This is a genomic window from Microcystis sp. BLCC-F210, from assembly GCF_042134685.1.
Lineage (GTDB): Bacteria > Cyanobacteriota > Cyanobacteriia > Cyanobacteriales > Microcystaceae > Microcystis > Microcystis aeruginosa_D.
Map to the genome: position 1 here is coordinate 3,410,821 of NZ_CP169647.1, position 26,979 is coordinate 3,437,799.

The 26,979-nt window shown below is 41.8% G+C and carries 19 protein-coding genes and 3 pseudogenes; 13 read left to right on the forward strand and 9 right to left on the reverse strand.

Annotated elements, in window-relative coordinates:
* Nucleotides 1–100: 100 nt before the first annotated feature.
* The 3 genes from ACE3JL_RS16410 to bchB all read left to right on the forward strand — a co-directional run bounded on the left by ACE3JL_RS16410 (nt 101) and on the right by bchB (nt 3,458).
* A complete protein-coding gene (locus tag ACE3JL_RS16410; RefSeq protein ID WP_271991674.1) occupies nt 101–1,051 on the forward strand; it encodes an ABC transporter ATP-binding protein in 951 nt (316 codons plus the stop codon).
* Between the two features lie 128 nt (nt 1,052–1,179).
* Nucleotides 1,180–1,776 (forward strand): ParA family protein, encoded by a 597-nt coding sequence (locus tag ACE3JL_RS16415; protein WP_150978325.1) that lies wholly within the window; start codon nt 1,180–1,182, stop codon nt 1,774–1,776.
* 155 nt (nt 1,777–1,931) lie between these two features.
* Entirely contained in the window at nt 1,932–3,458 is a 1,527-nt protein-coding gene (gene bchB, locus ACE3JL_RS16420; protein ID WP_158199865.1) for a ferredoxin:protochlorophyllide reductase (ATP-dependent) subunit B, read from the forward strand.
* Between the two features lie 49 nt (nt 3,459–3,507).
* Here bchB and ACE3JL_RS16425 read toward each other — a convergent pair whose 3' ends face one another.
* Together ACE3JL_RS16425 and lipA are read right to left on the reverse strand one after the other, a co-directional pair.
* Complete coding sequence (locus ACE3JL_RS16425; protein ID WP_271991677.1) at nt 3,508–4,635, reverse strand: class I SAM-dependent methyltransferase; 1,128 nt, start codon at nt 4,633–4,635, stop codon at nt 3,508–3,510.
* 411 nt (nt 4,636–5,046) lie between these two features.
* Nucleotides 5,047–5,931: a lipoyl synthase gene (gene lipA, locus ACE3JL_RS16430; protein WP_375327934.1), complete on the reverse strand. Its 885-nt coding sequence runs from the start codon at nt 5,929–5,931 to the stop codon at nt 5,047–5,049.
* A 177-nt stretch (nt 5,932–6,108) separates the two neighbouring features.
* On the opposite strand from lipA, the gene ACE3JL_RS16435 reads away from it, so the two are divergent.
* Nucleotides 6,109–7,821, forward strand: a complete 1,713-nt coding sequence (locus ACE3JL_RS16435) for a mechanosensitive ion channel family protein (protein ID WP_375329620.1) — start codon at nt 6,109–6,111, stop codon at nt 7,819–7,821.
* Between the two features lie 310 nt (nt 7,822–8,131).
* On the opposite strand, the pseudogene ACE3JL_RS16440 reads toward ACE3JL_RS16435, so the two are convergent.
* Nucleotides 8,132–8,557 (reverse strand): annotated as a pseudogene (locus ACE3JL_RS16440) (tail length tape measure protein); the annotation flags it as partial.
* A gap of 403 nt (nt 8,558–8,960) precedes the next feature.
* Between ACE3JL_RS16440 and ACE3JL_RS16445 the strand changes: the two are divergent.
* The gene (locus tag ACE3JL_RS16445; protein ID WP_375327935.1) at nt 8,961–10,073 is read left to right on the forward strand and encodes a DUF262 domain-containing protein; all 1,113 of its coding nucleotides are present in this window, start codon (nt 8,961–8,963) and stop codon (nt 10,071–10,073) included.
* Nucleotides 10,073–10,729, forward strand: a complete 657-nt coding sequence (locus ACE3JL_RS16450; RefSeq protein ID WP_375327936.1) for an MAE_28990/MAE_18760 family HEPN-like nuclease — start codon at nt 10,073–10,075, stop codon at nt 10,727–10,729. Before ACE3JL_RS16445 ends, ACE3JL_RS16450 begins: the two co-directional genes overlap by 1 nt.
* Before the next feature lie 78 nt (nt 10,730–10,807).
* Here the strand turns inward: ACE3JL_RS16450 and ACE3JL_RS16455 are convergent, their stop codons facing one another.
* The 4 genes from ACE3JL_RS16455 to rimO form a co-directional block, all read right to left on the reverse strand.
* Nucleotides 10,808–11,593: a hypothetical protein gene (locus ACE3JL_RS16455; RefSeq protein WP_271991561.1), complete on the reverse strand. Its 786-nt coding sequence runs from the start codon at nt 11,591–11,593 to the stop codon at nt 10,808–10,810.
* A 5-nt stretch (nt 11,594–11,598) separates the two neighbouring features.
* Nucleotides 11,599–11,952 (reverse strand): hypothetical protein, encoded by a 354-nt coding sequence (locus ACE3JL_RS16460; RefSeq protein ID WP_271991559.1) that lies wholly within the window; start codon nt 11,950–11,952, stop codon nt 11,599–11,601.
* A 394-nt stretch (nt 11,953–12,346) separates the two neighbouring features.
* Nucleotides 12,347–13,786 carry a DEAD/DEAH box helicase gene (locus tag ACE3JL_RS16465; protein ID WP_271991557.1) on the reverse strand — a complete coding sequence of 480 codons (1,440 nt, stop codon included), beginning with the start codon at nt 13,784–13,786 and terminating at the stop codon, nt 12,347–12,349.
* A gap of 41 nt (nt 13,787–13,827) precedes the next feature.
* Nucleotides 13,828–15,141, reverse strand: a complete 1,314-nt coding sequence (gene rimO / locus ACE3JL_RS16470) for a 30S ribosomal protein S12 methylthiotransferase RimO (RefSeq protein ID WP_375329621.1) — start codon at nt 15,139–15,141, stop codon at nt 13,828–13,830.
* 180 nt (nt 15,142–15,321) lie between these two features.
* Between rimO and btpA the strand changes: the two genes are divergently transcribed.
* The 7 genes and pseudogenes from btpA (at nt 15,322) to ACE3JL_RS16505 (ending at nt 23,103) form a co-directional block, all read left to right on the forward strand.
* Nucleotides 15,322–16,173, forward strand: coding sequence for a photosystem I biogenesis protein BtpA (btpA, locus tag ACE3JL_RS16475; RefSeq protein WP_024970414.1), 852 nt, complete (start codon nt 15,322–15,324; stop codon nt 16,171–16,173).
* A gap of 172 nt (nt 16,174–16,345) precedes the next feature.
* Nucleotides 16,346–17,332 (forward strand): vitamin K epoxide reductase family protein, encoded by a 987-nt coding sequence (locus tag ACE3JL_RS16480; protein ID WP_271991553.1) that lies wholly within the window; start codon nt 16,346–16,348, stop codon nt 17,330–17,332.
* Between the two features lie 176 nt (nt 17,333–17,508).
* A complete protein-coding gene (locus ACE3JL_RS16485) occupies nt 17,509–18,288 on the forward strand; it encodes a hypothetical protein (protein WP_375327937.1) in 780 nt (259 codons plus the stop codon).
* Nucleotides 18,289–18,336: 48 nt separating this feature from the next.
* Entirely contained in the window at nt 18,337–19,575 is a 1,239-nt protein-coding gene (locus tag ACE3JL_RS16490; protein WP_375327938.1) for a DNA cytosine methyltransferase, read from the forward strand.
* Between the two features lie 705 nt (nt 19,576–20,280).
* Complete coding sequence (locus tag ACE3JL_RS16495; protein WP_375327939.1) at nt 20,281–20,556, forward strand: hypothetical protein; 276 nt, start codon at nt 20,281–20,283, stop codon at nt 20,554–20,556.
* A gap of 107 nt (nt 20,557–20,663) precedes the next feature.
* A pseudogene (locus tag ACE3JL_RS16500) lies at nt 20,664–20,801 on the forward strand (IS5/IS1182 family transposase); the annotation flags it as partial.
* A 400-nt stretch (nt 20,802–21,201) separates the two neighbouring features.
* Nucleotides 21,202–23,103 carry a transketolase C-terminal domain-containing protein gene (locus tag ACE3JL_RS16505; RefSeq protein ID WP_375327940.1) on the forward strand — a complete coding sequence of 634 codons (1,902 nt, stop codon included), beginning with the start codon at nt 21,202–21,204 and terminating at the stop codon, nt 23,101–23,103.
* Nucleotides 23,104–23,497: 394 nt separating this feature from the next.
* On the opposite strand, the pseudogene ACE3JL_RS16510 reads toward ACE3JL_RS16505, so the two are convergent.
* Nucleotides 23,498–24,075, reverse strand: a pseudogene (locus ACE3JL_RS16510) (Uma2 family endonuclease).
* A gap of 66 nt (nt 24,076–24,141) precedes the next feature.
* On the reverse strand, nt 24,142–26,760 hold the full coding sequence (gene clpB, locus ACE3JL_RS16515) for an ATP-dependent chaperone ClpB (RefSeq protein WP_271989301.1): 2,619 nt from the start codon (nt 26,758–26,760) through the stop codon (nt 24,142–24,144).
* Nucleotides 26,761–26,979 lie beyond the last annotated feature (219 nt).

Below are 26,979 nucleotides of genomic sequence, written 5' to 3' on the forward strand. Positions count from 1 at the left end.
TTTCTAGGTTCCAAAATTGTGCTATTTTGATAGCCGTGACATTACTGCTGACAATTTGGGAATAATAACAGCAAAGTGTAGGAGAGATGATTCCAAAACAATGACGAATACCACCCGTCAAACCGTGCTAGAGACGTTCAACTTACAAAAAACTTATCGGACGGGATTCTGGTTAGATAAAAAAATCGAATCCTTGAAAAACTGTACTTTAATTGTCCATGAGGGCGAAACTTTTGGATTATTAGGTCCGAACGGTGCGGGTAAAACCACGCTCTTAAAAACTCTTTTGGGGATTGTCCGACCCACTTCTGGACAGGCCCTGATTCTCGGTCAGCCAATTGGCGATCGCTCGGTTAGGCAACGCATCGGCTATCTTCCTGAAAATGCCTACTACTACGACTATCTCACCGGCTGGGAATTCCTGCAATTAATCGCCAGCATTTTTAAAATTCCCTCTTTTGTGCAGAAAAAACGCATTCCTGAATTATTGGATTTAGTGGGATTAGACCGCAAAACTGCCCAGAAAAAGCAATTGCGTCAATATTCTAAGGGAATGATGCAACGGATCGGTATAGCTCAAGCATTAATCAATGATCCCGAATTAGTCTTTCTCGATGAACCGATGTCGGGACTGGATCCTATCGGTCGCTATCAGGTGCGCGCAATTATTCAATCCCTTAAAGAAGAGGGGAAAACCATCTTTTTTAACTCTCATATTCTCTCCGATGTGGAACAAATTTGCGATCGCATTGCTCTCTTAGCTCGGGGGGAATTACTCTGTGTTGGTTCCCTCGATCAAATTCTCGGTCGTGCTGATGTCTATCAGGTGATTGTTCAAGGTGGTAGGGAGGATCAACTACAGCAATGGCTTCTCGGTTTGCATTGGCGCGATAATTGTTGGCAGGGACAATTACAGGGAGAACCAGATGCTTTTCTGACGGCCCTGTCTAGTATGGATGCTCGCTTGATTAGTCTTAATTTAGCTCGTGCTTCCCTAGAAGAATTTTTTATCGACCAATTACGTCAGCGCGGTATTACTTCTACTCAATAAGCACCTTCATAAATTGATCAAGAGATCATTTACCACGGGGGAAAGCGGATTTAAGGAAGGGGGAAACCTAGACGGTCTTCAGTCCGTCTAGGAGTACAGTAGAAAATGCCCATTTATTCGATCCGTTCATGATTATTTCCGTCGTAGCACTGAAGGGAGGGGTCGGGAAAACCACCACATCGATTCATTTGGCCGCCTATTTTCAAGAAAAAGCGCCCACTCTATTGATTGATGCGGATAAAAATCGTTCGGCTCTTCATTGGTCCCGGGAAGATACCCTTCCTTTTATGGTAGCGTCCCAAGCTGGAGCGACGGGACTGGTGAAACAATACACTCATATTATCGTCGATACCCAGGCCCGGCCGGAGCCGGACGAGTTAAAAGATTTAGCTCAGGGCAGCGATTTATTAATCTTACCCACCACTCCCAATCATCTCGATATCGATGTCACCATTAAAGCGGTAGAATTACTATCCAAGATGACCGGTAATTATCGAGTTCTTTTAACCCAAGTAGATTCACGGACAAAAACAGGACGGGAAGCTCGAAAAGCTCTAGAAGAAGCAAAATTACCCGTATTTAAGCGAGAAATCCCCCGTTTAGTCGCTTTTGAACGAGCGGCCGAAAAGGGAGTCATCGTCAAAGATTATCCCGACCCCCGGTCTAATTTCGGTTGGCTTTGTTACCAAGCGGTCGGTAAAGAAATTTTTGCCCTCATGACATAAATTGTTAAAAAAGTTAATATTAATATTTGTGTCATTTTTCCCCGAAAAGATACTTAATCTGCATGGGGACTTTTTGTAATCTTCCGTTAAGCGTTCACTCCTAAATCGGTAAAGTCTGAGACAATCAAAAAAGTCTGACTGTAGGATAACCCTCTATGAAATTGGCCTATTGGATGTACGCGGGTCCCGCTCATATTGGCACGTTAAGGATCGCCAGTTCCTTCAAAAATGTTCATGCTATCATGCACGCTCCTCTGGGAGACGATTATTTTAACGTCATGCGCTCGATGCTGGAAAGGGAGCGTAATTTTACCCCCGTCACTGCTAGTATTGTCGATCGTAATGTTTTAGCCCGGGGTTCCCAAGAAAAAGTCGTCGATAATATTGTTCGCAAAGATCGCGAAGAAAGTCCCGATTTAATCGTTTTAACCCCCACCTGTACCTCCAGCATTCTCCAAGAGGATTTACAAAACTTTGTCGAAAGAGCGCGACAGGATGCCCAAGGAGATGTGCTGCTGGCCGATGTTAACCACTATCGCTATAATGAACTACAAGCGGCCGATAAAACCCTCTATCAAATTATCAAATATTATCTCGATAAGGCCCAGAGAAAAGGGGAAATTATCTCCCAGAAAACCCCTAAACCTTCGGTTAATATTATTGGTATTACCACCCTCGGTTTCCACAACCAACATGATCGCACAGAATTAAAGCGGTTAATGGCAGATTTGGACATTGAAGTTAACGAAATTATCCCCGAAGCTGCCTCGGTGGAAAACTTAAAAAATCTGCCCCGCGCTTGGTTTAATCTGGTTCCCTATCGAGAAGTGGGATTAATGACAGCCAAATATCTCGAAAGCGAATTTGCTATGCCTTACGTTGATATTACCCCCATGGGAGTGGTGGAAACAGCACGCTGTATTCGCCAAATTCAAGAGGTAATTAATGGCCAAGGTGCGGCAGTAGATTACGAAGATTTTATCAATGAACAAACTCTGCACATCTCCCAAGCTGCTTGGTTTTCTCGTTCCATCGACTGTCAGAATTTAACGGGCAAAAAAGCGGTGGTTTTTGGTGATAATACCCACGCAGCCGCTATGACAAAAATTCTCGCCAGGGAGATGGGAATTCATGTGGTTTTAGCGGGGACTTATTGTAAGTATGATGCCGATTGGTTCCGGGAACAAGTGAGTGAATATTGCGATGAAGTGTTAATTAGCGATGATAATGGGGCGATAGGGGATGCTATTGCTCGATTAGAACCAGCGGCGATATTTGGTACCCAAATGGAACGTCACGTCGGCAAACGTTTAGATATTCCCTGTGGAGTAATTGCCGCACCTATTCATATCCAAAATTTCCCCCTCGGTTATAAACCTTTCTTAGGTTACGAAGGCACTAATCAGATCGCCGATTTGGTCTATAATTCCTTTACTTTGGGTATGGAAGATCACCTATTAGAGATATTCGGTGGTCATGATACTAAAGAGGTAATTACTAAAGGTATTTCGGCAGATTCTGACCTAAATTGGAATAAGGAAGCTACGGTAGAATTGCAGAAAATCCCCGGTTTTGTGCGGGGGAAAGTCAAACGAAATACCGAAAAATTTGCCCGGGAGCGAGGTATTGGTGAAATAACTTTAGAGGTAATGTATGCCGCTAAAGAATCCGTAGGAGCTTAATTATTTTTGGGGCTGAAATTTAACAGCATTCAGCCCTATTTTTTTTTAGTTATTTACTTAATCCCTGAAGTATTCTTTCCTCTACTCCTTTCCCCTGAATTAACACTCCAAATCCTCCTAAACCAGTGGGATTGATTAATTGATGTAGGGCATCTCGACGCTGAAATATAGTTAATATATCGATTTTTCCTTGAGAAAGTTGATTTAATCTATCCCCTAATCCCAAAGCCATTAAAAATAATCCTTGCTGAGTAAAACCGAGATTTTTTAAGCCTAATTTTTCCCCTTGACGTTGTAAAGCAGTAAAATCCACATGAGTGGTAATATCTTGTTCTCCCACCCACAAATAAGGATGATTATGACGCTGGTGTTGTCGATAACATTGTAGGGTTCCTTGACTTCTTTGGGGATGATAATATTTTTCGGCAGTGTAACCGTAATCTATGGTTAAGATATAACCTCGATCGAGTTTCCGATTAACCGTTTCTAACCAGTCTAAAGCTAATAAGTTTACCTCGGTTTGATAACCCTCCGGATAAAGTGGGGAGGGAATATTTATCCCCACTAAATCAAAATAGTCTTTGATTCTGTCGGTGGATAAATCTCCGATAATCTCCTGAAAAGGTTCCCCCAATCCCAGATAAATTTCTCGTAATTCTCCCGACTCGATCACAACTCGATGGACAGGAAAAGCATCGATTAACTCATTACTAAACACACAACCCACAAGGGAATTATCAGCTAAATTCGGCCAACTTTGCCAAGATACCGGGGAATATCCCGCTAAAGTTGCCCGTTGTCTTTCCCTGAGTTTCTGAGATTGTTCGATAATTATATAACTGAGATTTTGATAAAAATCAGCATAGCTATCACTCAAATAATCAAGGATATCTTTCGCTAAAATTCCCGAACCTGCTCCCACTTCCACTAAAGTAAATCCTCGCGAATTGCCCAAAAATTCCGCCATCTCAACAAATTGCTCCGCCAACAATTGGCCAAAATCTGCCCCTAGGGACGAGGAAGTAAAAAAATCTCCTTTTGAGCCAATTTCTACTTTTCCAGAGGTATAATAGCCATAATCGGGGTGATAGAGAGCTAAATCCATCCAGCGATCAAAGCTAATTTGACCCGCTGCTGATTGTCTAATTTCCTCTAGGATGATTGCCTCTAAATTCATTTTGATCGGGGAATTATGAATTATGAATTATGAATTATGAAATGGGAATTATACTAAATCCAGTTACTAAAGACTGATTATCTATTCCTCCTTTTGCCCATCCTTATAAGTAGCCTATACTCAACGGATTTAGTATTAGTAAACAGTAAACAGTAATCAGTAAACAGTAATCAGTAATCAGGTATAAAGACAAAGATAACTAACTAATTAACTTAAGTACCTAGGCAAAATTAATTACACATATCTAACCCCGCTCTTGCCTCTTGCCTCTTGCCTCTTGCCTATCTTCACTCGGAAATTAATTTTGCACGACTACTTAAAACTTACATCTGATCACTGATAACTGATAACTGATAACTGATAACTGATAACTGATAACTGATAACTGATAACTGATAACTGATAACTGATTTACTCTCCCGCATGATAGGAACTGCGGACTAGGGGGCCGGATCTAACCTGAGAAAACCCCATTTTTTTGGCAATTTCTCCTAACTCGCTAAATTCTGAGGGAGTCCAATATTTCTGTACGAGCAAATGTTCCAGAGAAGGACGCATATATTGACCAATAGTAACTCGATCGCAGTCTATCGCCCGTAAATCTGCCAAAGTCTCGATAATTTCCTCTTTTGTCTCACCGTGACCGACCATTAAGCCAGATTTCGTCGGAATTGAGCAATCAATTTCCTTAACATAACGCAAAACCGCCAAAGAACGATCATATTTAGCCCCGCGTCTAACCGGCCCTTGCAAACGGCGCACCGTCTCGATATTGTGATTGTAACAGGCAGGTTTTGCCCCCACCACCGTCGCCACCCGTTCCTGTTGACTTCCCTTACCTCCAGCAAAATCTGGGGTTAACACCTCAATTAAAGTGTGGGGATTGCGTTCGCGAATAGCTGTCATCGTCCGCACAAACCAACTGGCTCCGCCGTCTTCCACATCATCTCTAGCCACAGAAGTCAAGACAACGTAACTTAAATTTAACAATTGCACCGCTTCGGCTACTTTTTGCGGTTCCTCCACATCGAGAGGCATGGGTGCATGACCCTTATCCACTTGACAAAAACCACAGGACCGGGTACAAGTGGGACCCATCAACAAAAAAGTCGCCGTACCTTGGGCATAACATTCGCCGCGATTGGGACAGCGACCCTCCTCGCAGATAGTATGAATGTTCCTTTGTTTGATAATGCGCTGAACCGTGGAAATTTCGCTAGATTTGCCGAGTGAACGCCGTAACCAAGCGGGTAAAGACGTAATTTCCTCGCGCCACTGTGGGGGTATATTGGACATGAGAAGTTAACTAATGTTGGGGATTTCAGTAATCAGTAATCAGTCATCAGTGGGGGGTTGGGGAGAGGGACGACTAACTCCCCAAAACGAAAACTTTCCTATCTCACCATAAAGATAACTGCTATAAGCTGAGAAAGCGGGTAAAGATCATTGTTAATCAAAAAGGAAACTTGGGCAATGGGACGATGGCAACGGGGAAAAATTTTCAATCTGGTCCTTCAAGGATTAGCGGGTTGCTTCTTGGTTAGTATTTTTGTTCTTAATTCCCTGCCATCCCTAGGCCAAAATTTTCTGGTTCCATTTGTATCTCCCACCGGGACAAGGATTTTTGTAGCTGGGGATATAGAATATGCCTCCGTGCATCTGGATGGATTTGCCTTATTTCAGATTGCCTCCCAAGATTTTACCGCTTCTGAGGCCCGGGAACTCTCCCCGGTAGAAAGACGGGCTAGGCGCATTGAAAGAGGTTTAAATAATATTATCAATCGGGGTTTCGATCCGACAACCCTGCAAGTAAGTACGGCGACGCTCAATAATTTAACCGTGATTGTGGCCAAGGATAACCAGAAGTTACCGCAACAGGTAATTCTGACAGTAACAGAAGTTGATGCCCTGATCGATTCTTCTTCGGTTGACGATTTAGCAGACCAATGGGTTCAAATCATCCAAACAGCTTTGCTCCAAGCTTGGCAAGAACGTCAGCCCGCCGCTCGCCGGCAACAGGTAATGACTGCCGCTAAAATTATTTTGGGGCTAATTTTCTTAAGCTGGGTATCAATTTGGTGGCAGAAACGTTTAAGAAATCGCTTTAATCTCCTCAAAAAACAGGCTAAAAGTCAATCTGATCGGAATTTAGCCATAAATTCCCCCCCCAGAAAAGATCGCTCCCAAGAACCAATTTTAGCCGCTCTAGAAGATTCCTCTAATTTCCGTCAACAGGCTGATATTCAGCGACAACTGACGTTAAATATTCTCTGGAAAAGACTGGCTTTTATTGGACTGATACTGCTTTGGGTTGGCGGAATAGCGGCGATTTTGTATGTATTTCCTGAAACTAGGCTAGAAGGACGGGGGATAATTCGTATTCCTTTGCGGATTTTTATTATCTGGTTGCTGCTGACATCAGTGAGCAATATGGTTAATCTCTACGTTAATTTTCGGCTACGGGAGTGGGTAGAGGAAGGAGCGGTGTTTTCCGAAAATTTGGAAAGGAGGATTCTACGCGCTCCCACTTTATTAGAAGTTGGGCGAGAAATGATCACATTTATCGCCATTTTTCTGGGAATTTTGATTTTTTTGAGCTGGATGGGTCTTTCTTTCGCCTTTTTACTCACGGGAGCCGGTTTAGTGGGAGCATTGCTCACCTTTGCCTTTCAGGATCTTTTAAGAGATTGGATTAACGGTTTTCTGATTGTCTTTGAAGATCAATACACCGTCGGTGATATAATCGAGTTTCAGGAGTTTACTGGTTTGGTGGAAAATATGAGTTTGCGAGCGACTCAATTGCGGGCTGCTGATGGACGTTTAATCACTATTGCCCATAACCAAATTATTAGCTCACACAACCTCAGTAAAGATTGGGCGCGAGTCAATTTTACCATCGAAGTCGCCTATCACACCGAGCCAGATGTGGTGATCGCTTTAATGGCAGCTATCGCTGAAAATATGGCTGTAGATCCACAATGGCAAGAAGATATCATCAATCCTGTGCAGGTTGTTGGTGTTAGTCGGGTTTCTCACACGGGAATGGAAATTATGCTCAGAATTGTCGTCAAAAGATTACGACAATGGGACATAGAAAGAGAGTATCGTCGTCGTCTAAAAATTGCTTTTGAGGAGAAGGGAATTCACATTGGTATTCCCCAACAAAGTTTCCTGATAAGTACCTAAGCAAAATTAATTACACATATCTAACCCCCTCTTGCCTTTTGCCTCTTGCCTTTTGCCTATCTTTACTAGGAAATTAATTTTGCACGACTACTTAGCAAAAGATAGAGAACAATTCAAGGGACAGTTTTAAAGGGGAGCGACTCTCTCCCACTTATGGTGATAACCTATTGAAAAATGGCGTTTTGGGGTTGTTATGTCCTTAAATGTAAAGTTTTGTTAGGAGATTCAATGTTTCTGGGAAAGTGGGTTAGAATCGAGTCGTGTTAGTCCTGGGGTATTCTATCTAAAGGATGAGAACTTTTTGCCCCTATTCCTCTTTCTCTAGGTCTAACAATTGTCCTAAACTCTGACTGCAAGTCTCGCTATTAAACCCTCTGTCCCTGGCGAATTTAGATTTTGGATTGATGATTCTTGCCACAATCATCGCCACCACTAAGTTTCTGATTCGTGAGGATTTTTCACTGATTATTTTATCTAAACCTAATTTTTTAATCGTCTCTAAAATAGCCATCATATGACCATGAGGAGGACTTCTAATCACTTCAAAATGATTGGGAATGCCTTCAGTCATGGACAGTGTTGCTCCTTTGAGAGCCAGTTTTAGATTGTCGATAATATCATCGGGTAATTTTGAGAGATTGGCAAGGGTTCTTTTTTTGACTTGATTTCCTTCTCGGTAGGATTCTCGAAGAACCGCAGGGGGGGAATTACGGTTAGGAACTTTTTCTATATACATGGCTATCATTTTAGCAAATAGAGAGAATTCTTGTCCATTAAGAAATATTACAAATTACATGGGTACATTGAGAAAGGTTAAGGGGTGCATCCATTGATGGATAAGGGTTTTCGGCTATTATGGTATATATGTATGGGAGAAGTTGAGGTAAGTAGTCGTGCAAAATTAATTTCCTAGTAAAGATAGGCAAAAGGCAAGAGGCAAAAGGCAAGAGGGGGTTAGATATGTGTAATTAATTTTGCTTAGGTACTTATAAAAGTAGAATAGAGAGATTATACTAATTATAGAAAAATTACAGCTTTGTTCCTAAAGATGAAGTGTAACCTAATTTGGTATCGAATCCTGACGACCGGCTCCCCAAAACGAAAACTTTGTACTTCACCATTAAGATAACTGCTATAAGATGAATTTATTAGAAGAAGTTAAGGCAAAAACTAAAGAATTTCGTACCGATAACTATCCTATGTCAATCGGAGAGATTATTAGTCTTTATAATAACAAAGAAATGATAATTAATCCAGATTTTCAAAGATATTTTCGTTGGACAATAGCTCAAAAAAGCCGATTCATAGAATCGATACTACTAGGAATTCCTATTCCCTCTATTTTTGTCTATCAGAGAGAAGAAGATAGTGTTTGGGAATTGGTGGATGGATTACAAAGGATTTCAACAATTTTGGAATTTGTTGGCGATTTAAGAGATGAGGACGATGAAACTAAGAAAAAACCGAAACTGGTGCTTCAAGGTACTAACTTATTACCTAGCTTAAACGGAGTTATGTGGGAAGGTGCAGAGGAAGGAGAGTATAATTTGCCCCCATCTCTAAAAATAGATTTCAAAAGAGCGAAAATACAGGTTCAGATTATCCAAAAAGAATCGGATAAAAATGCTAAGTTTGAAGTTTTTGATCGTTTAAATACTGGTGGCTCTTTTTTATCTTATCAAGAGGTGCGTAATTGTCTTTTGATTATGCTAGATAAAAGCCTATATAAGTGGTTAGAAGACTTGGCAGAAAATGAGAACTTTAAAAATTGTATTTCCCTATCCGAGCGATTAAGACAAGAACGCTACGACTTGGAACTAATTCTTAAATATTTTGCCCTGTCTTCTCCCACATTTGATCCAAAATCATTGAACAAAAAAGAGGTTAATGAATATTTGACTGACTATCTGAGAGAATTATGTAATTCCACCACTTTTGATCGTGTGTTAGAGCAAGAAAAATTCGCTAAAATGTTTTTATTGCTTGCTGAAGCGACGAATGAAGATACTTTTACCAAATATGATGGAACAAGATTTAAGGGTAAATTTCTCGATTCTGCTTATGAAGCGATCACTACAGGATTACGAGAAAATATTGATGATTACTCTGCTCAAGATATTGAACTGCTAAAAACAAAAATTCAGGAAATGTGGTCAGAATCTGACTTTATTTCTAACATCGGTACAGGATCGAGAGCTAGAACTAGAATGCACAAAATGATTGAATTTGGCAAAAAATATTTTAAAAAGTAATGAGTAAAGATAATAGAACTATCGAAATTCTCCAGAAAAACTTAGATGAAGATATGGCATGGCGAATCAGAGAACTTAGTATTTTAAAAACTAAAATTCCTCGACAAAAAGGAACTGAGCAAGATGTATTAATTAGAGCCGGAATAACCACTCTCTATGCCCATTGGGAAGGTTTTATTAAATATGCAGCAGAATGTTATTTGCAGTTTGTTTCCTTAAGAAAATTAAATGATCATCAACTGGATTACTGTTTCGTTGCCCTTGGTTCTAGAAAATCTATAAATGAGTTAATAAAAACCAATAAATTTAAGTTACAAAAAGAGATGATCAAAAATTTACTTGATAACCTAGAAAATAGAGCTTATATACCCTACGAAAATATTATTAACACCAAATCTAATCTCAATTTTGAAGTTTTCACTGATATCTGTACTATTCTAGGAATTGATGATAGTGATTATCAACTGCGGCAGAAAGCTATTGATGAACAACTTCTCACCCAAAGAAATAAAATTGCTCATGGCAAGTATTTAACTATCGATTATGAAGAATACATCAGTATTTATAATTTAGTAATTCAATTAATCAGAAATTTTAAAGATGATCTATTAAATGCCGCCGTGACGGAACAGTATAAAAAAGTCAAAAGTATATAGGGTTAATACTAAATCCGTTGAGTATGCGCTACATATCAGAACAGGCAAAAGGCAAGAGACAAAAGGGGAAATAAATAATCAGTTTTTAATAACCGGATTTAGTATTTGACTATCAAGAACTGTTGAAATAGTAGCAAGAGACGAAGTGACTAATCGGAGTAACTTGTCTTTTGTCTCTGCCAAATTCTTATCTTCTGTATCGCGCTGTAAACTTTGAGTATTATAAATTTTTTTAATTAAGTCTCTGCCAGCAGAAAAAACATTACTATCGGAATATTTTGTTGTACTGGCTTCTTCAAAAAATATATTAATTCCCTCTGACCATTCAGCTTTTAACTCTAAGTCATCCACTTGCTCTAATAGATTATTACTAAGAGATTGAAGTTCTTGAAGCTGCGTTTTGACATGAGGTGCTTTCGCATAAATTCTTCCCCAAGTGGCCAAAAAATCAAAAGTTTGTTCGGCAATTAAAGGGGTTCCGTCCGCAAGACTAACTTTAAAAAAAGCGTCGAGGGCAGGGGCAAGAAGCGCAAAAATTGGTAATTCCCAACTATTGACAGAAGCGGTAAGAACAAGTAGGCTGATTCTAGATGGACTATCAGGGGGAATACTATTGCGAGATAAAATTGACGCAATAAATAACCAAACAACCTCATTGTTAATCTCGCTGTCATTCTGTAGAAGCTTACGTCCCAATACCCCTAAGCCGATTTCTGAAGCTTTGATCGATCCCAGTGCCAACAGAGCGGCAAACTCTCTAACATGACTATCCACCCTTCTCAGATTGCCGAAAGCTCTATCAATTTCTTCTCTAGCGTTATCACTATCGCCAGAGTCTAAAAATTGTTGTACTCTTCTAAGCATCGTTGTCATTCTGTTTGGGGCGAAGGGATAAAGGTAAGACCACTGCGAATTTCAATATCTACACGGGCGTTTTTAGTTTTACGTTTAGAATCCTGAAATGGGTGCGGTTGTGCCTCTGGAGTGACACCACCTTGCTCACTAGCATTTGTAACAAAGCGTTCAGCTTTTCTAAAAGCTTGTTTCCGTTCCTCTCGTTGAAATTCGCTGCATTGCCCTTTAATATTAGCAAGAAATGATAATCCTTCTTCAGCAGTAACAGGATTTTTTCTTGCCCAAGAACAACTGTATCCACCCTTTTGCTGGATATCGTCTCCTTGAGCTTGTACACTCCCACGATAAGGTTCTGACGAACTCGACATATTAAATGTTCAAATTTATTCATTTAAGACAATTATATAGTAATTATCAGCAAAAATGTCAAACAAAGCCCAAATACTTGATTAGAATCAATTATCAAAAGTGGTTCTTCCGAACTTACACTGTAGAAAATTCCCCAAGCTCCCTCTCTGTCCAGCAATGCTCTAAAGTTGATAAATATCAATCTAACAAAAACTCAAAGCCTTGCTGTACAAGCTCTACAAGCATGAGTTGTTAATATTTTCACATGACAGATTCGGTAGAGCCTCAAAAGTTCAGCTATAAAATTATGTAGAATGCTTTCGACGACTTACTGGGAAATTACCTGACAAAAAAAAGTTGATAGAACCAAAACGGTCTATCAACTCTTAAAGTTATCTATTCAAGAACTAAAAATTAACGTTCTTGAAAGACGATTTTTTTGTCCAGGGAAGGACGGTTATTCGACTTAGAGGGGTACTTACTACCACCACTGCGGGGAGTTTTATTAATCACCGGTTTACTGCTCGTCGCTGCGGGAACTTCCCAATCAGTTTTCATCCACTGGGGACAATTTTGATCGTAGATCATTTGCAGGGCAGCAGCCGCGATCGCTTGGGGATCGTATTCTTCACTTAAATCCCGCACTAAAGGCAAGAAAGAAGCCATCCGTTCCCCCGATAAAGCCTCTTTTAGCTGATTTTGCAGCTTGGTCAGGCGTTTTGCTTCCACTTCGGTGCGACTAGGAATGGGACTAGATTCCAGACGTTGACGCAAACGCTGTTCAATCTGACGTAATAAACGCCGATCGATCGGTTCTACTAAAGATATAGCAGTTCCCGTTTTACCGGCGCGGCCGGTGCGGCCAATGCGGTGAATATAGGTTTCGGCGTTATCCGGCAGATCATAGTTAATAACGTGGCTGAGATTTTCTACATCTAGACCGCGGGCCGCGATATCCGTGGCTACCACTAATTTAATTTTGCCCTCGCGGAAACGTTGCACCAGTCGTTCCCGTTGCACTTGGCTTAAGTTACCGTGGTATTCATCCACCGTTTGCCCCGCTTCTTGCAGTTTGCTGGTTAATTCGGCTGCGGTTTGCTTGGTGCGGACGAAAATAATCGCCGATTCTAGGGGTTCGATCTCTAACAGGGGTTGCAGGACTTTTAATTTCGTCCAACCGCGAGGGATCATATAAATTTTCTGTTCGATTTTAGCAGGAGCGGCCTGGGTTTGAGAAACCGTCACAGAAATGGGAGATTTCAAGAAATTAGCGATTAAATCGCGGATTTCCCGGGGCATAGTGGCCGAGAAACAGGCGGTTTGACGGGTGGAGGGGGATGCTTGCAGAATTTTCTTAACATCATCGATAAAACCCATACTGAGCATTTCGTCCGCTTCATCGAGGACTACCCAGTTTAAGGATTCGAGATGGAGTTTTTTGCGATCGAGCAGATCAATTACCCGGCCGGGAGTGCCGACCACAATCTGGACACCTTTTTCCAGACTGCGGATCTGACGTTCCATGGATTGACCACCACAGACTGTCAGGATAAAGAGACGACGGTCATCAGAGAAATCTTTGATGGCGCTGGCCACCTGTTGGGCTAATTCCCGGGTGGGGGTGAGGATTAAAGCTTGAACGTTAGGATTTTTGGTGTCCATGCGTTCCAGTAAAGGCAGGGAATAGGCGGCAGTTTTGCCGGTTCCCGTTTGTGACATTCCTACCATGTCATGCCCTTCTAGAAGGAGAGGGATGGCTTTGGTTTGAATTTCCGTGGGGGTGGTGAATCCAAGCGTTTCTAGGTGTTGAAGACGGCTATCGGATAAACCTAAATTGTTGAAACCAGTGGTCATAAGGGTTGTTTTGTGGGAATTAAATTAGAAAAATCGAAAAATTAGACTATTTCGCCGTAGAGATCGTAGGTATCGGCCGCAGTGATTCGGACCGGTACGATCGCACCTAGAATCGCCTCCCCTGTCACATAAACCAAGCCATCTACTTCTGGGGAAAAACGAGCGGAACGCCCGATTAATTCGCCTGTTTCTGGGTTTTCCTGTTCGATGAGAACATCGACAGTGTCACCGATATAAGCTTGATTTTTGCGCTCCGAGATTGGTTGCTGAGTTAACATCAACCTTTCGCGGCGTTCGTCCATAATTGCCTGTGGCACTGGATTGGGCAGGCCAAAAGCGGCGGTACCTTCTTCGGCGGAGAAGGTAAACACCCCGACGTGATCGAACTCATGACGCTTGACAAATTCCAGCAGATGGCTGAAATGTTCCTCGGTTTCTCCGGGGAAACCGACGATAAAAGTCGTTCGTAAAACCGCGTTCGGGATAGCTTGCTTGATCCGCTCGATAATGCCATCGTTGACTCGTCCTTGCCAGGGACGGTTCATCGCCCGCAGGATGTCGGGATGGGAATGCTGTAGCGGCAAGTCTAGATAGGGTAAAACATTCGGGCTCTCTCGGATCGCTTCGATAACCTTTGGCGTTAACCCGGTCGGGTAAGCGTAGTGAACGCGAATCCAAGGTATATCGACTTCTGCCAGCGCTCGCAAGAGTTCCGCTAATTTGGGTTCGCCATATAAGTCTAACCCATAATTGGTTGTTATTTGCGAAATGAGAATTAATTCTTGGACCCCTTGGCTGGCCAATTGTCGCGCTTCGGCCACAATGGACTCGATCGAACGGGATCTTTGATCACCGCGCAGGTGGGGAATAATACAGAAGGCACAACGATAGTCGCAGCCTTCAGCCACCCGCAGATAGGCGACTCCTTCGGTAGTGGTGCGATAACGGGGCAGATTTTCATCGGCGATAAAAGTGGGATCGGCACTGACTTCCTTGACTCGTTCTCCCGTCTCTACCCGTTCGACAATCTCGACAATTTTCTGATAATCCCCCGTGCCAACAATGGCCACGGCTTCCGGCAATTCCGTCAGGAGTTCATCTTGGAAATGTTGGGCCATACAGCCGGAGATAATAATTTTTTTATTAGCTTCCGCCAGTTCCACGAGGGTGCGAACGGATTCTTCTCTAGCTGCTTGAATGAAACTACAGGTATTAACGATAACGTAATCGGCCAACTCCTCGTCATTATCTACGGGATAGCCGGCCTTGGCCAGCAGTCCTAACATATGCTCGGAGTCGATCCGGTTTTTCTCACAGCCTAGGTGTGAGATGGCGATGGTTGGCTTATTGCCCATGCGATCGAGTATCAACCAAATCTTAAACTTCTCCAATGTTAAGACATTTTAACGGATTCCGGACTTGATAAAATCATTAGCAGTTAAAATAATTTCCCCCCGTGGAACCGTGGGTAGGCCTTCACCCTGTTAAAATGGGTGAGCGGCGCCTGGTTGGGGACGCTAAGAGTAGTAGACGCTGTGAATTTAATTGCAACTTTCAAGACAAAAAACCCGATTATTGGCGTAGTTCATCTCGCCCCCCTGCCCACTTCCCCCCGTTGGGGTGGTAGTCTCAAGACGGTGATCGAGCGGGCTGAACAGGAGGCGACGGCCTTGGCTGCTGGTGGTGTTGATGGTTTGATTATCGAGAATTTTTTTGATGCCCCCTTTACTAAGCAACAGGTGGATCCCGCCGTGGTTAGTGCCATGACGTTAATTGTTGATCGCATTAAAAATCTGGTGGTCTTACCGATTGGTCTTAATGTTCTCCGCAATGATGCCCATAGTGCCTTAGCGATCGCTACCTGTGTCAATGCCCAATTTATTCGGGTTAATGTGCTAACCGGGGTTATGGCCACCGATCAGGGCATTATTGAGGGTCAGGCCCACGAACTCCTGCGTTATCGGCGCGAATTGGGGTCTGAGGTCAAAATTTTAGCGGATGTTTTGGTTAAACACGCCCGCCCCTTGGGAACTCCTAATCTGACTACGGCGGTGCAAGATACGATCGAACGGGGACTAGCAGACGGGGTGATCCTCTCCGGTTGGTCCACCGGTAGCCCCCCCAGTTTTGAGGATTTGGAACTGGCAGTGGCGGCGGCCAAGGGAACACCGGTTTTTATCGGCAGCGGGGCTGATTTGGACAATATTGGGCGGTTGCTGCTGGCTGCCGATGGGGTGATCGTGGCTAGTTCCCTCAAGCGTCATGGCAAAATTACTGAACCGGTGGATCCGATCCGGGTGTCGCAATTTGTGGAAACGGCCCGGCAGATCAACGATCAAAAGGCAAAAATTAATAATTCTCTGCCTTCTTTGCCCCTGTCCACATAACCCCTTGCTAGAATGGCGGATAGTTATCGGCCGTGGTGCGATCCTAAGTTTTTAGGAATTGAAAACGTCCTAATTAACACAATATCGTTACGGGATTTTTCCCTTCAACAAAGTACATTTAGATTTTCCTCCTGACTCCCAAATTCTGCTGTAATTTAATCTAAATAATATTATGCGTCGTCGTTCTGTACCTTGGATTCATCGCTACTCCCGGCCTCTAATTGGGGGCATTTCGATCGTGGGGGCGATTCTGACCGGCTATTTGACCATTACCAAACTGACGGGAGGGACTGCAGCCTGTACCGCCGGGGCTAGTGATGGGGCTGGTTGTAGTGGTGTTCTTAATAGTCCCTACGCTACGGTTTTCGGGCTGCCCTTGAGTTTGTTCGGTTTTTTAGCCTATATTGCCATGGCGGTTTTTGCCCTCAGTCCTCTATTTATTAATGGGGAAATTCAGAAAAATCTCCGCAAAAGTTTAGAAAATAATACTTGGTTATTGCTGTTAGCGGGGGCGACTGCGATGGCGGTATTTAGTGGTTATTTAATGTATATTCTCGCCACGGAATTAAGGGAATTGTGTCCCTACTGCATCACTTCGGCTTTGTTCGCTTTAACTTTATTAATTCTCACAATTGTGGGGCGTGAATGGGAAGGTTTAGGACAAATTATACTGCCGATGGTTGTAGTGGCGATGATTACTTTGGTGGGAACTTTAGCGGTTTATGCGGGAGTAAATTCCCCGACGGTGGCAGGAGGAAAAGAAGAAATTACCCGGCCAATGACAGCTGCTAAACCTCCCTACGGTTGGGAAGTAACCACGGTTTCGGGAAAAGCAGAAATCGCCCTGGCTAAACATTTAAAAGCAATTGGTGCGAAAGAATACGGGGCTTTTTGGTGTCCCCACTGTTACGATCAAAAACAGTTATTTGGTAAGGAAGCTGCAGAAATCCTCAAAAAAGAAAGGGTTTATATCGAATGCGATCCCCAAGGGGTTAATGGTAATCCCCAAGCTTGTCGCGATGCCGGAATTAAAGGTTTCCCCACTTGGATTATTAAGGGTCAAGAATATTCGGGAACCCAAAGATTAGAGAAATTAGCGGAGGTTTCTGGTTATACTGGCCCGATGAACTTTAAATATACAGTTCCGGGGCGCAAGTAGGAAAGGGTTAAAAGTTATACTGGAGGCTGAACCTTGTTCAGCCTTTATTGTTGTCTATTATCTCGATGTCGTTATAGCTGCTGTCTAATTACTATTTGTTGATATGACCAGCAGCAACAATTAAATTAATAGTTTTAAGCAAAAAGTAAACAATCCCAAACCAGCAACTAACTCTAATGAGCTATTTATACTCTTATCGCCATAACTTGACCCAATTATTAGAACAAATTAATTTACAGAAACCTTCGATCAAAATTCCTACCTTTGTTACTCATGACTTGGTAGATACTTATCAAATTTGTCGTCTAATTGATGATTTCATTTTTGAATATTTTCAAGAAAATAGAACAACAGACACAGACATTGCAGACAATAGGGATCAAAAAATCGATGATGCTTTGGATGAGTTCCAGTCTAAAGTAGTTGAAAAAATCCTGAAAGAAAAACAGGATTTTAAAAATATATCTCTCAAAAAGAAGAAAGGATTTAAAAATATTTTTGAGTTTGCTCAATGTGAAAACTTGTACTTATCGAATAAATATGTCAATCTTATCTCCGAAAGTCTAGGTCATACTTTAGAAGAAATTGCTTCTATTAGTTCACAGGTTTTTGTACCAGAAAAAATTCTAAATTTTAAAATCAAAGGTGTGGATTTAGTAGTTTTTAATCAAGGAATAATCAAATACACTCAATTAAAAACTAAAAAAGATACTCTTACTGGTAGCCAGAGTGATCGGAGTATCAATGAATTAAAAATACATCCTAACTCAGTTTTTGCTGCTGCTTTAGATATGGGCAATTCTTGGACAATTAGCAAAACCAAAGCTAAAGAGAATAATATTGAGCTATTAGCAGGGCAAGCTTTTTTGTCAATGTTGGACTTAGATTATGAAACTATCCTGAATAAGTTAAAGATGACAGTCAGGAAAATCGAAAAAGAACTTTATCAAGTTTAGCTACTTTGATGTATAATAAAGAGGTAGATAAGTTGCTAATTATTGGTTATGACTCAGGTAAATCTACAAAAAGCCGCTAATATTCTCGGTGTGACCACCGCAGAAATACTAACATGGCAAAAGAAAAAATTAATCAAAGGTCAGAAAATCAATCAAGTTGATTGGTTATTTAATCTCGAGCAATTAACCAATCTTAAAAATAACCAATCCCCGGGAGAATTGAGAATTTTACAAACTGTTGAGCCAACTAATTACACGGTTATCGAATTATTTGCTGGCTGTGGTGGTATGGCTTTAGGTTTAGAAAATGCGGGAATAAAAACACAATTACTGGTGGAAATTAATCAAGATTGTGTTAATACTTTAAGACTCAATCGACCGCAATGGAATGTTATAAATCAAGACATAAAAAAGATTAAATTGTCCGATTTTAGAGACAAAATAGATATTGTAGCTGGAGGTTTTCCCTGCCAACCTTTTAGTTATGCTGGGTTAGGGAAAGGATTAGAAGATTTGAGAGGGAGCTTATTTTTTGAGTTTGCTCGTTGTTTACAGGAAGTGCAACCTAAAATCGCTATGGCCGAAAATGTTCGAGGATTATTAAGTAATAAAAAAGGAGAAACCCTGCAATTAATGCTGCAAGCTTTACAGGAAATCGGTTATTATGCTGCTTATCAAGTTTTATCGGCTCAATTTCTCGATGTTCCCCAAAAAAGAGAAAGATTAATTATTATCGCCACCCGTCAAGACCTAAATATTAAACCCATTTTTCCCCAATATAAAAACTATACTATTTCTTTGAAAAAAGCCCTAGAGAATTGTCCAAGTTCTCCAGGAGTAGAATATAAAGAAAGAAAAAAAGAGATTATGTCTTTAGTTCCCGCAGGAGGAAATTGGCGGAATTTGCCGATGGATATTCAAAAAGAATATATGAAAAATAGTCTCAAAAATCACGGCGGACGGACAGGATATGCTAAAAGATTATCTTGGGATGAACCAGCTTTAACTATTACCTGTAGTCCGGCACAAACCCAAACAGAAAGATGCCATCCCCAAGAAACTCGTCCTCTGACTGTGAGAGAATATGCACGAGTGCAGTCCTTTCCCGATGATTGGCAATTTACTGGTAATTTAACCTCTCAATATCGACAGATTGGTAACGCAGTTCCTGTTAATATGGCCTATCATCTTGGTGGCTGTTTAATTAATATGTTACAAGGAGATTATCTGGGAGAAACACAGCCAAAAACTGAACAGTTAAGCATTCCGGGATTAGAAGTTCATTAATTTTGACTAAAAGTAAATAGTTTTTACCTAATCAGCAACAGCTAGAAAAAAATTGGCTCTTCTGGTTTCTGTGTGGAAACGAGGTCTATACTGATAGTTTTTTCGACAAAATAGTCCTAAAAGTGTTGCCCGATAAGCATTTCACGATTCCATAAGCTAAAATTATCACACAAAGTCGAGAAGAGCCAAAAATTAAGTAGCTAGATACAATTAATTACACATATCTAATACTAAATTCAGTTATAGCGGTGTGCAGTCGTATGAGGTACAGTGTCACGAGCTATAAACCATGCTGGGCAAAGCTTGATCTGTATCTCACTCAAGCGCTTACCGCTATATTGAAAACTGATTATTTATTCCCTTTTGCCTCTTGACTTTTACCTCTCCTCATAAGTACCTAAGCAAAATTAATTACACATATCTAACCCCCTCTTGCCTTTTGCCTCTTGCCTTTTGCCTATCTTTACTAGGAAATTAATTTTGCACGACTACTTAACTCGAGTTTAGACTAATTTGAGAAGGAGTCAGTACAAAAGAACCACCTTGACAGAAAAAATAGGAAATAATACCAATTTTCAATAGTTGTGACTAACACCTGAAAGGGCAATCCCGCTCTGAGAGAGGAATTGCGTTTTGGAATGATCAACTAAGTCTGTCATTACTTTTGAAAAATGATATAAAGTAAGATTACTAAATTTCCCAAAAATGACTTTTAAAACCTTGCAGAAATTTCGAGAAGCGGCCTATAAACTCTTAGGAACAGGCAAAAACGCGGTGATGGACTTGATGGACGCAGTATTAGTCACCCGAAGTGTTTACTCTTTCGTCGAACTCTTTATGTCGCCAGCGTTTAGAAGAAAGTGGCCATCGTTATACGAAGGGATAGAAGACTGTCATCCTCATCGTCATGAACTTATGAAATTGTATATCTGGACTTCCCCGTTGACAAAAAGCCATAACCTGTGCTGTAGAGGCGCATAGTTATAGAACATAAGTACCTAAGCAAAATTAATTACACACATCTAACCACCTCTTGCCTCTTGCCTTTTGCCTTTCTTCACTAGGAAATTAATTTTGCACGACTACTTATTCATCGTCGTCTCAAAATATTTCGGATACTTTCATCAAGATACAGAAATCGCAGACGGCGATTTGGTCTGAGATTGAATTTGATTGCTGGTATCTACAATTACGAACTTCGTTACCGACAAGAGGATATATCTTGATTACTTTTGCAAGAGATCTACTAAAGATGACCGAAACAATGACTCTGACACAAATTAACTAGAAAAATCCTGGCTCTTCTCGACTTTGTGTGATAATTTTTGCTTATAGAATCGTGAAATATTTACCTAGAAAGACTTTTAGGACTATTTTGCTGAAGAAACTATCAGTATAGACCCCGTTTCCACACAGAAACCAGAAGAGCCAAATCCTGAAGGCTGGTGCTCCGGTGGTCAAAAAGTCCCACGGTTGTCACTTCCAATTAATCGATCGCCATTAAAGTGATCGATTTTTTCTTTGGGGTATCAATGATAAGAAATTATTCAATCAATCGATCGGGTGACATTCTAGGCTATGATTTCCCTGACTATAGTTATTTCTCTACATTAAGGAAAATCTACGATGACAACCTTTCCCATCGATTTGAGCGCCTATAAACCCATCAGTCTCGACCCCAGTAACCCCACCCTCACCGACGACCAAAGAAGCGCCCTAAAAGCCAATATCCAACTCTGTCGCGATGCTATCATCTTTTTTACTGCCACGGGTGCGGCCCGGGGTGTGGGTGGACACACCGGCGGCCCCTACGATACCGTCCCGGAAGTGGTGATTCTCGATGCTCTTTTCCGCAGTCAACCTAGTCAATTTGTACCAATCTTCTTCGATGAAGCGGGACACCGCGTCGGTACTCAATATCTCATGTCTGCGTTAGAAGGTTCTTTACCCGCAGAACAATTAATGCACTACCGCGAGGCCAATTCTAAACTCCCCGGACACCCGGAATTAGGATTAACCCCCGGCGTCAAATTTAGTTCTGGCCGTTTAGGACATATGTGGCCCTACGTTAACGGTGTCGCTTTAGCTAACCCCGGAAAAACCGTTTTTTGTTTAGGTTCCGATGGTTCTCAACAGGAAGGCAATGACGCGGAAGCTGCCCGTTTAGCCGTGGCTCAACACATCAATGTTAAGCTAATTATTGATGATAATGATGTGACGATTGCCGGTCATCCTTCCAAATATTTACCCGGTTATGATGTGGCAAAAACTCTCGCTGGCCATGGACTAAAAGTGTTAGTGGTAGATGGGGAAGATATCGATAGTTTGTATCGCAATATCTGTGAAGCAATTAATACTCCCGGCCCGATTGCGATTATTAATAAACGTCCCATGTGTCCCGGAATTGAAGGTTTAGAAGGTTCTAACCACGGTCATGATGTGATTTCTGTCCCCTTGGCTTTAAAATATTTAGAGGCAAAAGGACACAGTGCCGCTGTGGAATATCTCAACAGTATTACGAAGCCTTCTAATGACTATAAATTCCTCGGTTCTGGGCATAAATGGGGTTCTAACCGCAACGTTTTCGGAGAAGTGGTAGTCAGTCTTTTAGGCAAAATGAGCGAGGAAGAACGCAAGGCTAAGGTGTTAGTAGTAGATAGCGATTTAGAAGGTTCCTGCGGTCTGAAAATTATCCACGATAAACATCCAGAAGTGTTTATTCCTTCCGGTATTATGGAACGCGGTAATCTTTCGGCAGCTGCTGGTTTTGGGATGGAAAAAGGTAAACAGGGAATTTTCGCCACCTTTGCCGCTTTTCTAGAAATGTGTATTTCTGAAATCACCATGGCTCGCTTGAATTATTCTAATCTTTTATGTCATTTTTCCCATTCCGGTATCGATGACATGGCCGATAATACCTGTCACTTTGGTTTGAATAATTTCTTTGCCGATAATGGACTTGATGACGGTTACGAAACCCGTCTTTATTTCCCGGCCGATGCGGCACAAATGACCGCTTGTGTCGAGGCAATTTTTCATCAACCTGGGTTACGTTTTATCTTCTCCACTCGTTCTAAAACTCCCAATATTCTTGATACTAACGGTCATAATCTCTTTGGCGATGGTTATACCTTTGTCCCTGGAAAAGATGAAGTAATTCGGGAAGGCACTGCCGGTTATATCATCAGCTTTGGAGACGGTTTATACCGCGCTTTAGATGCAGTGGAACGTCTAAAACAAGAAGGGATCGACGTGGGTTTAATTAATAAACCGACTCTCAATGTGGTGGATGAAGAAATTATTGCTAAAGTTGGTAATTCTCCCTTTGTTTTAGTGGTAGAAGCATTTAACCGTCGCACGGGTTTAGGTAGCCGTTATGGTTCTTGGTTACTCGAACGCGGTTTAACTCCTAAATATGCCTACATCGGTACTCACCATGAAGGTTGTGGCGGTTTATGGGAACAATTCCCCCACCAAGGTATTGACCCAGTTGGTATCATTAGTAAAGTTAAATCTTTAATCGCCTAGATGGTATTTTAGGGTGAGCTTTAATCAGTGAGCAGTAATCAGTAATCAGTAATCAGTAAGTAGCTGATTATAATCAAATTTTCGACGGTTCGGCGGTTCGGACCTCGGCGTAAGCTCAGCGTTCGACCGAGCTTACGCCGAAGTCCCTCCGTCGAAGCCTTTTGTCTTTCCTGATATGTAGCCTATACTCAACGCATTTAGGATGAATAGTGGCACGCAAAGATTGCCATTCATGTTCTTCCAAAAAACTTCCGCGACTCTCATCTCTGTGTAGCGTGCTTGATAGGTTAACCAGAGTAATCTCGAATATTATGAAATTTAATGCTGAAAAATCTTCCTTTTATTTTTTTAACTGAATTCTTACCCAATTCCGAAATGCTTTGACTAACTCTAGCTAATCTAATGTTTCAGATTGTTGTAAAAACATAGCAATTTCTAAGATGGGTAAATTAGGAAAAAATCGACTGGTTGGGAAGGTGATATAAGTGCCATTTTGTAATTGTTGGATAACCAGAGATTCCCCATTATAAACCCAAACCTCTGCCACCCCTACATCTGCATAAACTTGAAGGCGATTTTGAGAACTGCTGGTGACATCAATTTCTATGACTAAATCCGGTGCTGGGTCTTCATTTAAGTCCAGTCGCTTTTCCCCCGAACCGCCTCAATATTATCAATGTAAAAACATTCATCTGGTTCTGCACCGCTTAATTGAGGGTGTTTAAAGGTGGTAGAACCGAGGGGATAAATCGGGACTAGCGATTCTTCCGCTAGGGTTTCGACAAAGCGACCGATGAGCGTTTTACTAAATTCGTGTCTGGTCGAAGGAGCCATGATTTCTAAATTGCCACGATTGTAGGTTAGCCAGAAACGGCGATCGCTCATTTCTTCCAGCAGCGTTTCGTAGGTTTTCCAGCTAATTCCGGACAGGTGAATCATTTCAGCCGGTGGTGCAAGCAGTGTTACAGTCATAGATTCAAGCAAAAATACCATGCTTCCATAATAATCAAAGGGTGAGCATTGCCCACCCTTTCTTAATTAAGCAGTTACTACCGGGGAAGCTAACCGTTTAAAGGTCAATCTTTCATCGGCCACATCGACAAAAATCGTGTCTCCCCCTTTGAATTCGCCGCGCAGAATTGCCTTAGCGATCGGAGTTTCCACATATCTTTGTACTGCCCGTTTTAAGGGTCGCGCACCGTACACTGGATCGTAACCAATTTCTGCTAGATAATCGAGGGCAATATCGGCAAATTTCAGGGCTAATTTTTGTTCCATCAAGCGGTCGCTGAGATTGGCTAACTGTAGTTTAACAATCGATCGCAGTTGCGCTTTTTGTAAACTATGGAAAATGATCGTTTCATCGATACGATTGAGGAATTCGGGACGGAAACTATTCCGCATGGCTTCCATCACCCGGGCCTGCATTTCCTCATAACGAGACTCATCACCGGCCACGTCTAAAATGTATTGAGAACCGATATTACTGGTCATAATAATGATGGTATTTTTGAAATCAACCAGATGACCTTGAGAGTCGGTTAAGCGCCCATCGTCAAGGATTTGTAACATAACGTTAAAAACGTCGGGATGGGCTTTTTCAATCTCATCAAAGAGGATGACAGAGTAGGGACGACGCCGGATTGCCTCGGTTAATTGTCCCCCTTCATCGTAGCCGACGTATCCCGGAGGCGCACCCATGAGACGAGAAACGCTGTGTTTTTCCATGTATTCCGACATATCGATGCGAACTAGAGCCTCTTCCGTGTCAAAGAGATTGCGCGCTAGAGCTTTCGCTAATTCTGTCTTACCAACACCCGTCGGACCGAGGAAAATAAAGCTGGCCGTGGGACGGTTGGGATCCGATAAACCAGCGCGGGAACGTTGAATCGCTTCGGCTACGGCTGTGACTGCTTCCTCTTGACCGATGACACTTTCGTGTAATTCGTCTTCCAGATTGAGAAGTTTTTCTTTTTCCGATTCAATTAATTTATTGAGAGGAATTCCCGTCCATTTCGAGATAATTTCGGCGATATCTGATTCGAGAACTTCTTCCCTCAATAAACTTTTACCGGTGGTTTGTTTGTCAGCTAATTGAGTTTCTAGGGCGGACATTTGCCGCTGCAGATCGGTTAATTTTCCGAACTTTAATTCCGCGGCACGATTATAATCATAATCTCGTTCGGCCTGTTGAATTTCTAGATTAACTTGTTCGATCGCTTCTTTAACCCCACGAACTTTATCGATAATTTCTTTTTCTCCTTGCCATTGGGCATTTAATCCCGATTGTTCTTCCTTGAGGTTAGCTAGTTCTTTTTCTAACTTTTCTAGCCGTTCTCGCGAAGCTGGATCGTATTCCCGTTGTAGGGAAAGTTTTTCCATTTCTAACTGGAGAATTTTGCGATCAATTTCATCGAGTTCTTCTGGTTTAGAGGTGATTTCCATCTTCAATTTGGCCGCCGCTTCATCAACTAAATCAATGGCCTTATCGGGCAAAAAGCGATCGCTAATATAACGATTAGAAAGCAGTGCCGCTGCCACTAAAGCATTATCGGCAATTTTTACCCCATGATGCACCTCATAACGTTCTTTAAGACCGCGAAGAATCGAAATAGTATCGACCACATTTGGTTCATCTACTAAAACCTCTTGAAAGCGTCTTTCTAACGCTGCATCTTTTTCGATGTATTTGCGGTATTCATCGAGGGTAGTAGCCCCAATACAACGCAATTCACCCCGGGCTAACATTGGTTTTAATAAATTGCCCGCATCCATTGCCCCTTGAGTGGCTCCTGCACCGACAACGGTATGAATTTCGTCAATAAATAGGATGATATTACCTTGGGAATCGGTGACTTCCTTGAGGACAGCTTTTAATCTTTCCTCAAATTCTCCGCGATACTTTGCTCCCGCAATTAAACTACCTAAATCGAGAGAAATAAGAGTACGATCCAACAGAGATTCTGGTACATCCCGGTTAATAATTCGCTGGGCTAATCCTTCAACAATGGCGGTTTTTCCTACTCCCGGTTCCCCGATTAAAACTGGGTTATTTTTAGTCCGACGCGAGAGAATCTGAATCGTGCGACGTATTTCGTCATCTCGTCCAATTACGGGGTCTAATTTACCCTCTCGTGCCAATTGGGTGAGATCCCGTCCGTATTTTTCTAGGGCTTCGTATTTGCCTTCTGGATTCTGATCGGTCACTTTTTGACTACCTCTGACTTGTTGAATAATTTCTTTGAGTTTGTTTTCGGTAAGTCCGAATTCTTGAAAAATATTTTTACCGAAGCGATCATCTTTAGCGTAACCTAAAATTAAATGCTCGATCGAGATAAAGTCATCTCCAAATTCTCGACGATAATTTTCTGCTCGATCAAGTAAACTATCTAAACTACGACCCAAATAAATCGAGTCGCCGGGGTTAGATATTTTCGGTTGACGACGGATAAAGTCATCGGTTCGATCCCGCAAACGGGCTAGACTAATATTAGCTTTACTAAAGACACTGCTCGCTAATCCCTCCTGTTCAAGAAGGGCTTTTATTAGATGTTCGCTTTCGATTTGTTGCTGGCTGTTCTGTTTGGCAATGTCCGGCGTTTTGACGATTGCCTCCCAAGCTTTTTCTGTAAATTGTTGTGGATTGGTTGGCTGCATTTTCTATAAAAGATTACTTTTATACCCTAGAGACTATTCTAGATTGACCGGTTTGTTGGCTTCTAGTGGCTTACCGTACCTAGTTAAGGGGGATTTCCCTTCAATGGTGCGATTTAAGGGGCTAAAGTGGATCAGCTGTAAGGGATTTATACTAAATCCTGTTTAAAAAGTATAGGAAAGTGGGGTGCTAGGAAAGTGTGGTGATAGCTGACAGGGGGA

Bases quoted from the DNA above. Each gene is read 5' to 3' on its own strand.
- ACE3JL_RS16435 (WP_375329620.1), top strand. From the start codon at position 6,109: ATGGGACGATGGCAACGGGGAAAAATTTTCAATCTGGTCCTTCAAGGA.
- ACE3JL_RS16485 (WP_375327937.1), top strand. From the start codon at position 17,509: ATGAGCTATTTATACTCTTATCGCCATAACTTGACCCAATTATTAGAA.
- ACE3JL_RS16445 (WP_375327935.1), top strand. From the start codon at position 8,961: ATGAATTTATTAGAAGAAGTTAAGGCAAAAACTAAAGAATTTCGTACC.
- ACE3JL_RS16495 (WP_375327939.1), top strand. From the start codon at position 20,281: ATGACTTTTAAAACCTTGCAGAAATTTCGAGAAGCGGCCTATAAACTC.
- ACE3JL_RS16425 (WP_271991677.1), bottom strand. From the start codon at position 4,635: ATGAATTTAGAGGCAATCATCCTAGAGGAAATTAGACAATCAGCAGCG.
- ACE3JL_RS16450 (WP_375327936.1), top strand. From the start codon at position 10,073: ATGAGTAAAGATAATAGAACTATCGAAATTCTCCAGAAAAACTTAGAT.
- bchB (WP_158199865.1), top strand. From the start codon at position 1,932: ATGAAATTGGCCTATTGGATGTACGCGGGTCCCGCTCATATTGGCACG.
- ACE3JL_RS16455 (WP_271991561.1), bottom strand. From the start codon at position 11,593: ATGCTTAGAAGAGTACAACAATTTTTAGACTCTGGCGATAGTGATAAC.
- ACE3JL_RS16460 (WP_271991559.1), bottom strand. From the start codon at position 11,952: ATGTCGAGTTCGTCAGAACCTTATCGTGGGAGTGTACAAGCTCAAGGA.
- ACE3JL_RS16490 (WP_375327938.1), top strand. From the start codon at position 18,337: ATGACTCAGGTAAATCTACAAAAAGCCGCTAATATTCTCGGTGTGACC.
- ACE3JL_RS16465 (WP_271991557.1), bottom strand. From the start codon at position 13,786: ATGACCACTGGTTTCAACAATTTAGGTTTATCCGATAGCCGTCTTCAA.
- ACE3JL_RS16415 (WP_150978325.1), top strand. From the start codon at position 1,180: ATGATTATTTCCGTCGTAGCACTGAAGGGAGGGGTCGGGAAAACCACC.
- clpB (WP_271989301.1), bottom strand. From the start codon at position 26,760: ATGCAGCCAACCAATCCACAACAATTTACAGAAAAAGCTTGGGAGGCA.
- rimO (WP_375329621.1), bottom strand. From the start codon at position 15,141: ATGGGCAATAAGCCAACCATCGCCATCTCACACCTAGGCTGTGAGAAA.
- ACE3JL_RS16505 (WP_375327940.1), top strand. From the start codon at position 21,202: ATGACAACCTTTCCCATCGATTTGAGCGCCTATAAACCCATCAGTCTC.
- ACE3JL_RS16480 (WP_271991553.1), top strand. From the start codon at position 16,346: ATGCGTCGTCGTTCTGTACCTTGGATTCATCGCTACTCCCGGCCTCTA.
- ACE3JL_RS16410 (WP_271991674.1), top strand. From the start codon at position 101: ATGACGAATACCACCCGTCAAACCGTGCTAGAGACGTTCAACTTACAA.
- lipA (WP_375327934.1), bottom strand. From the start codon at position 5,931: ATGTCCAATATACCCCCACAGTGGCGCGAGGAAATTACGTCTTTACCC.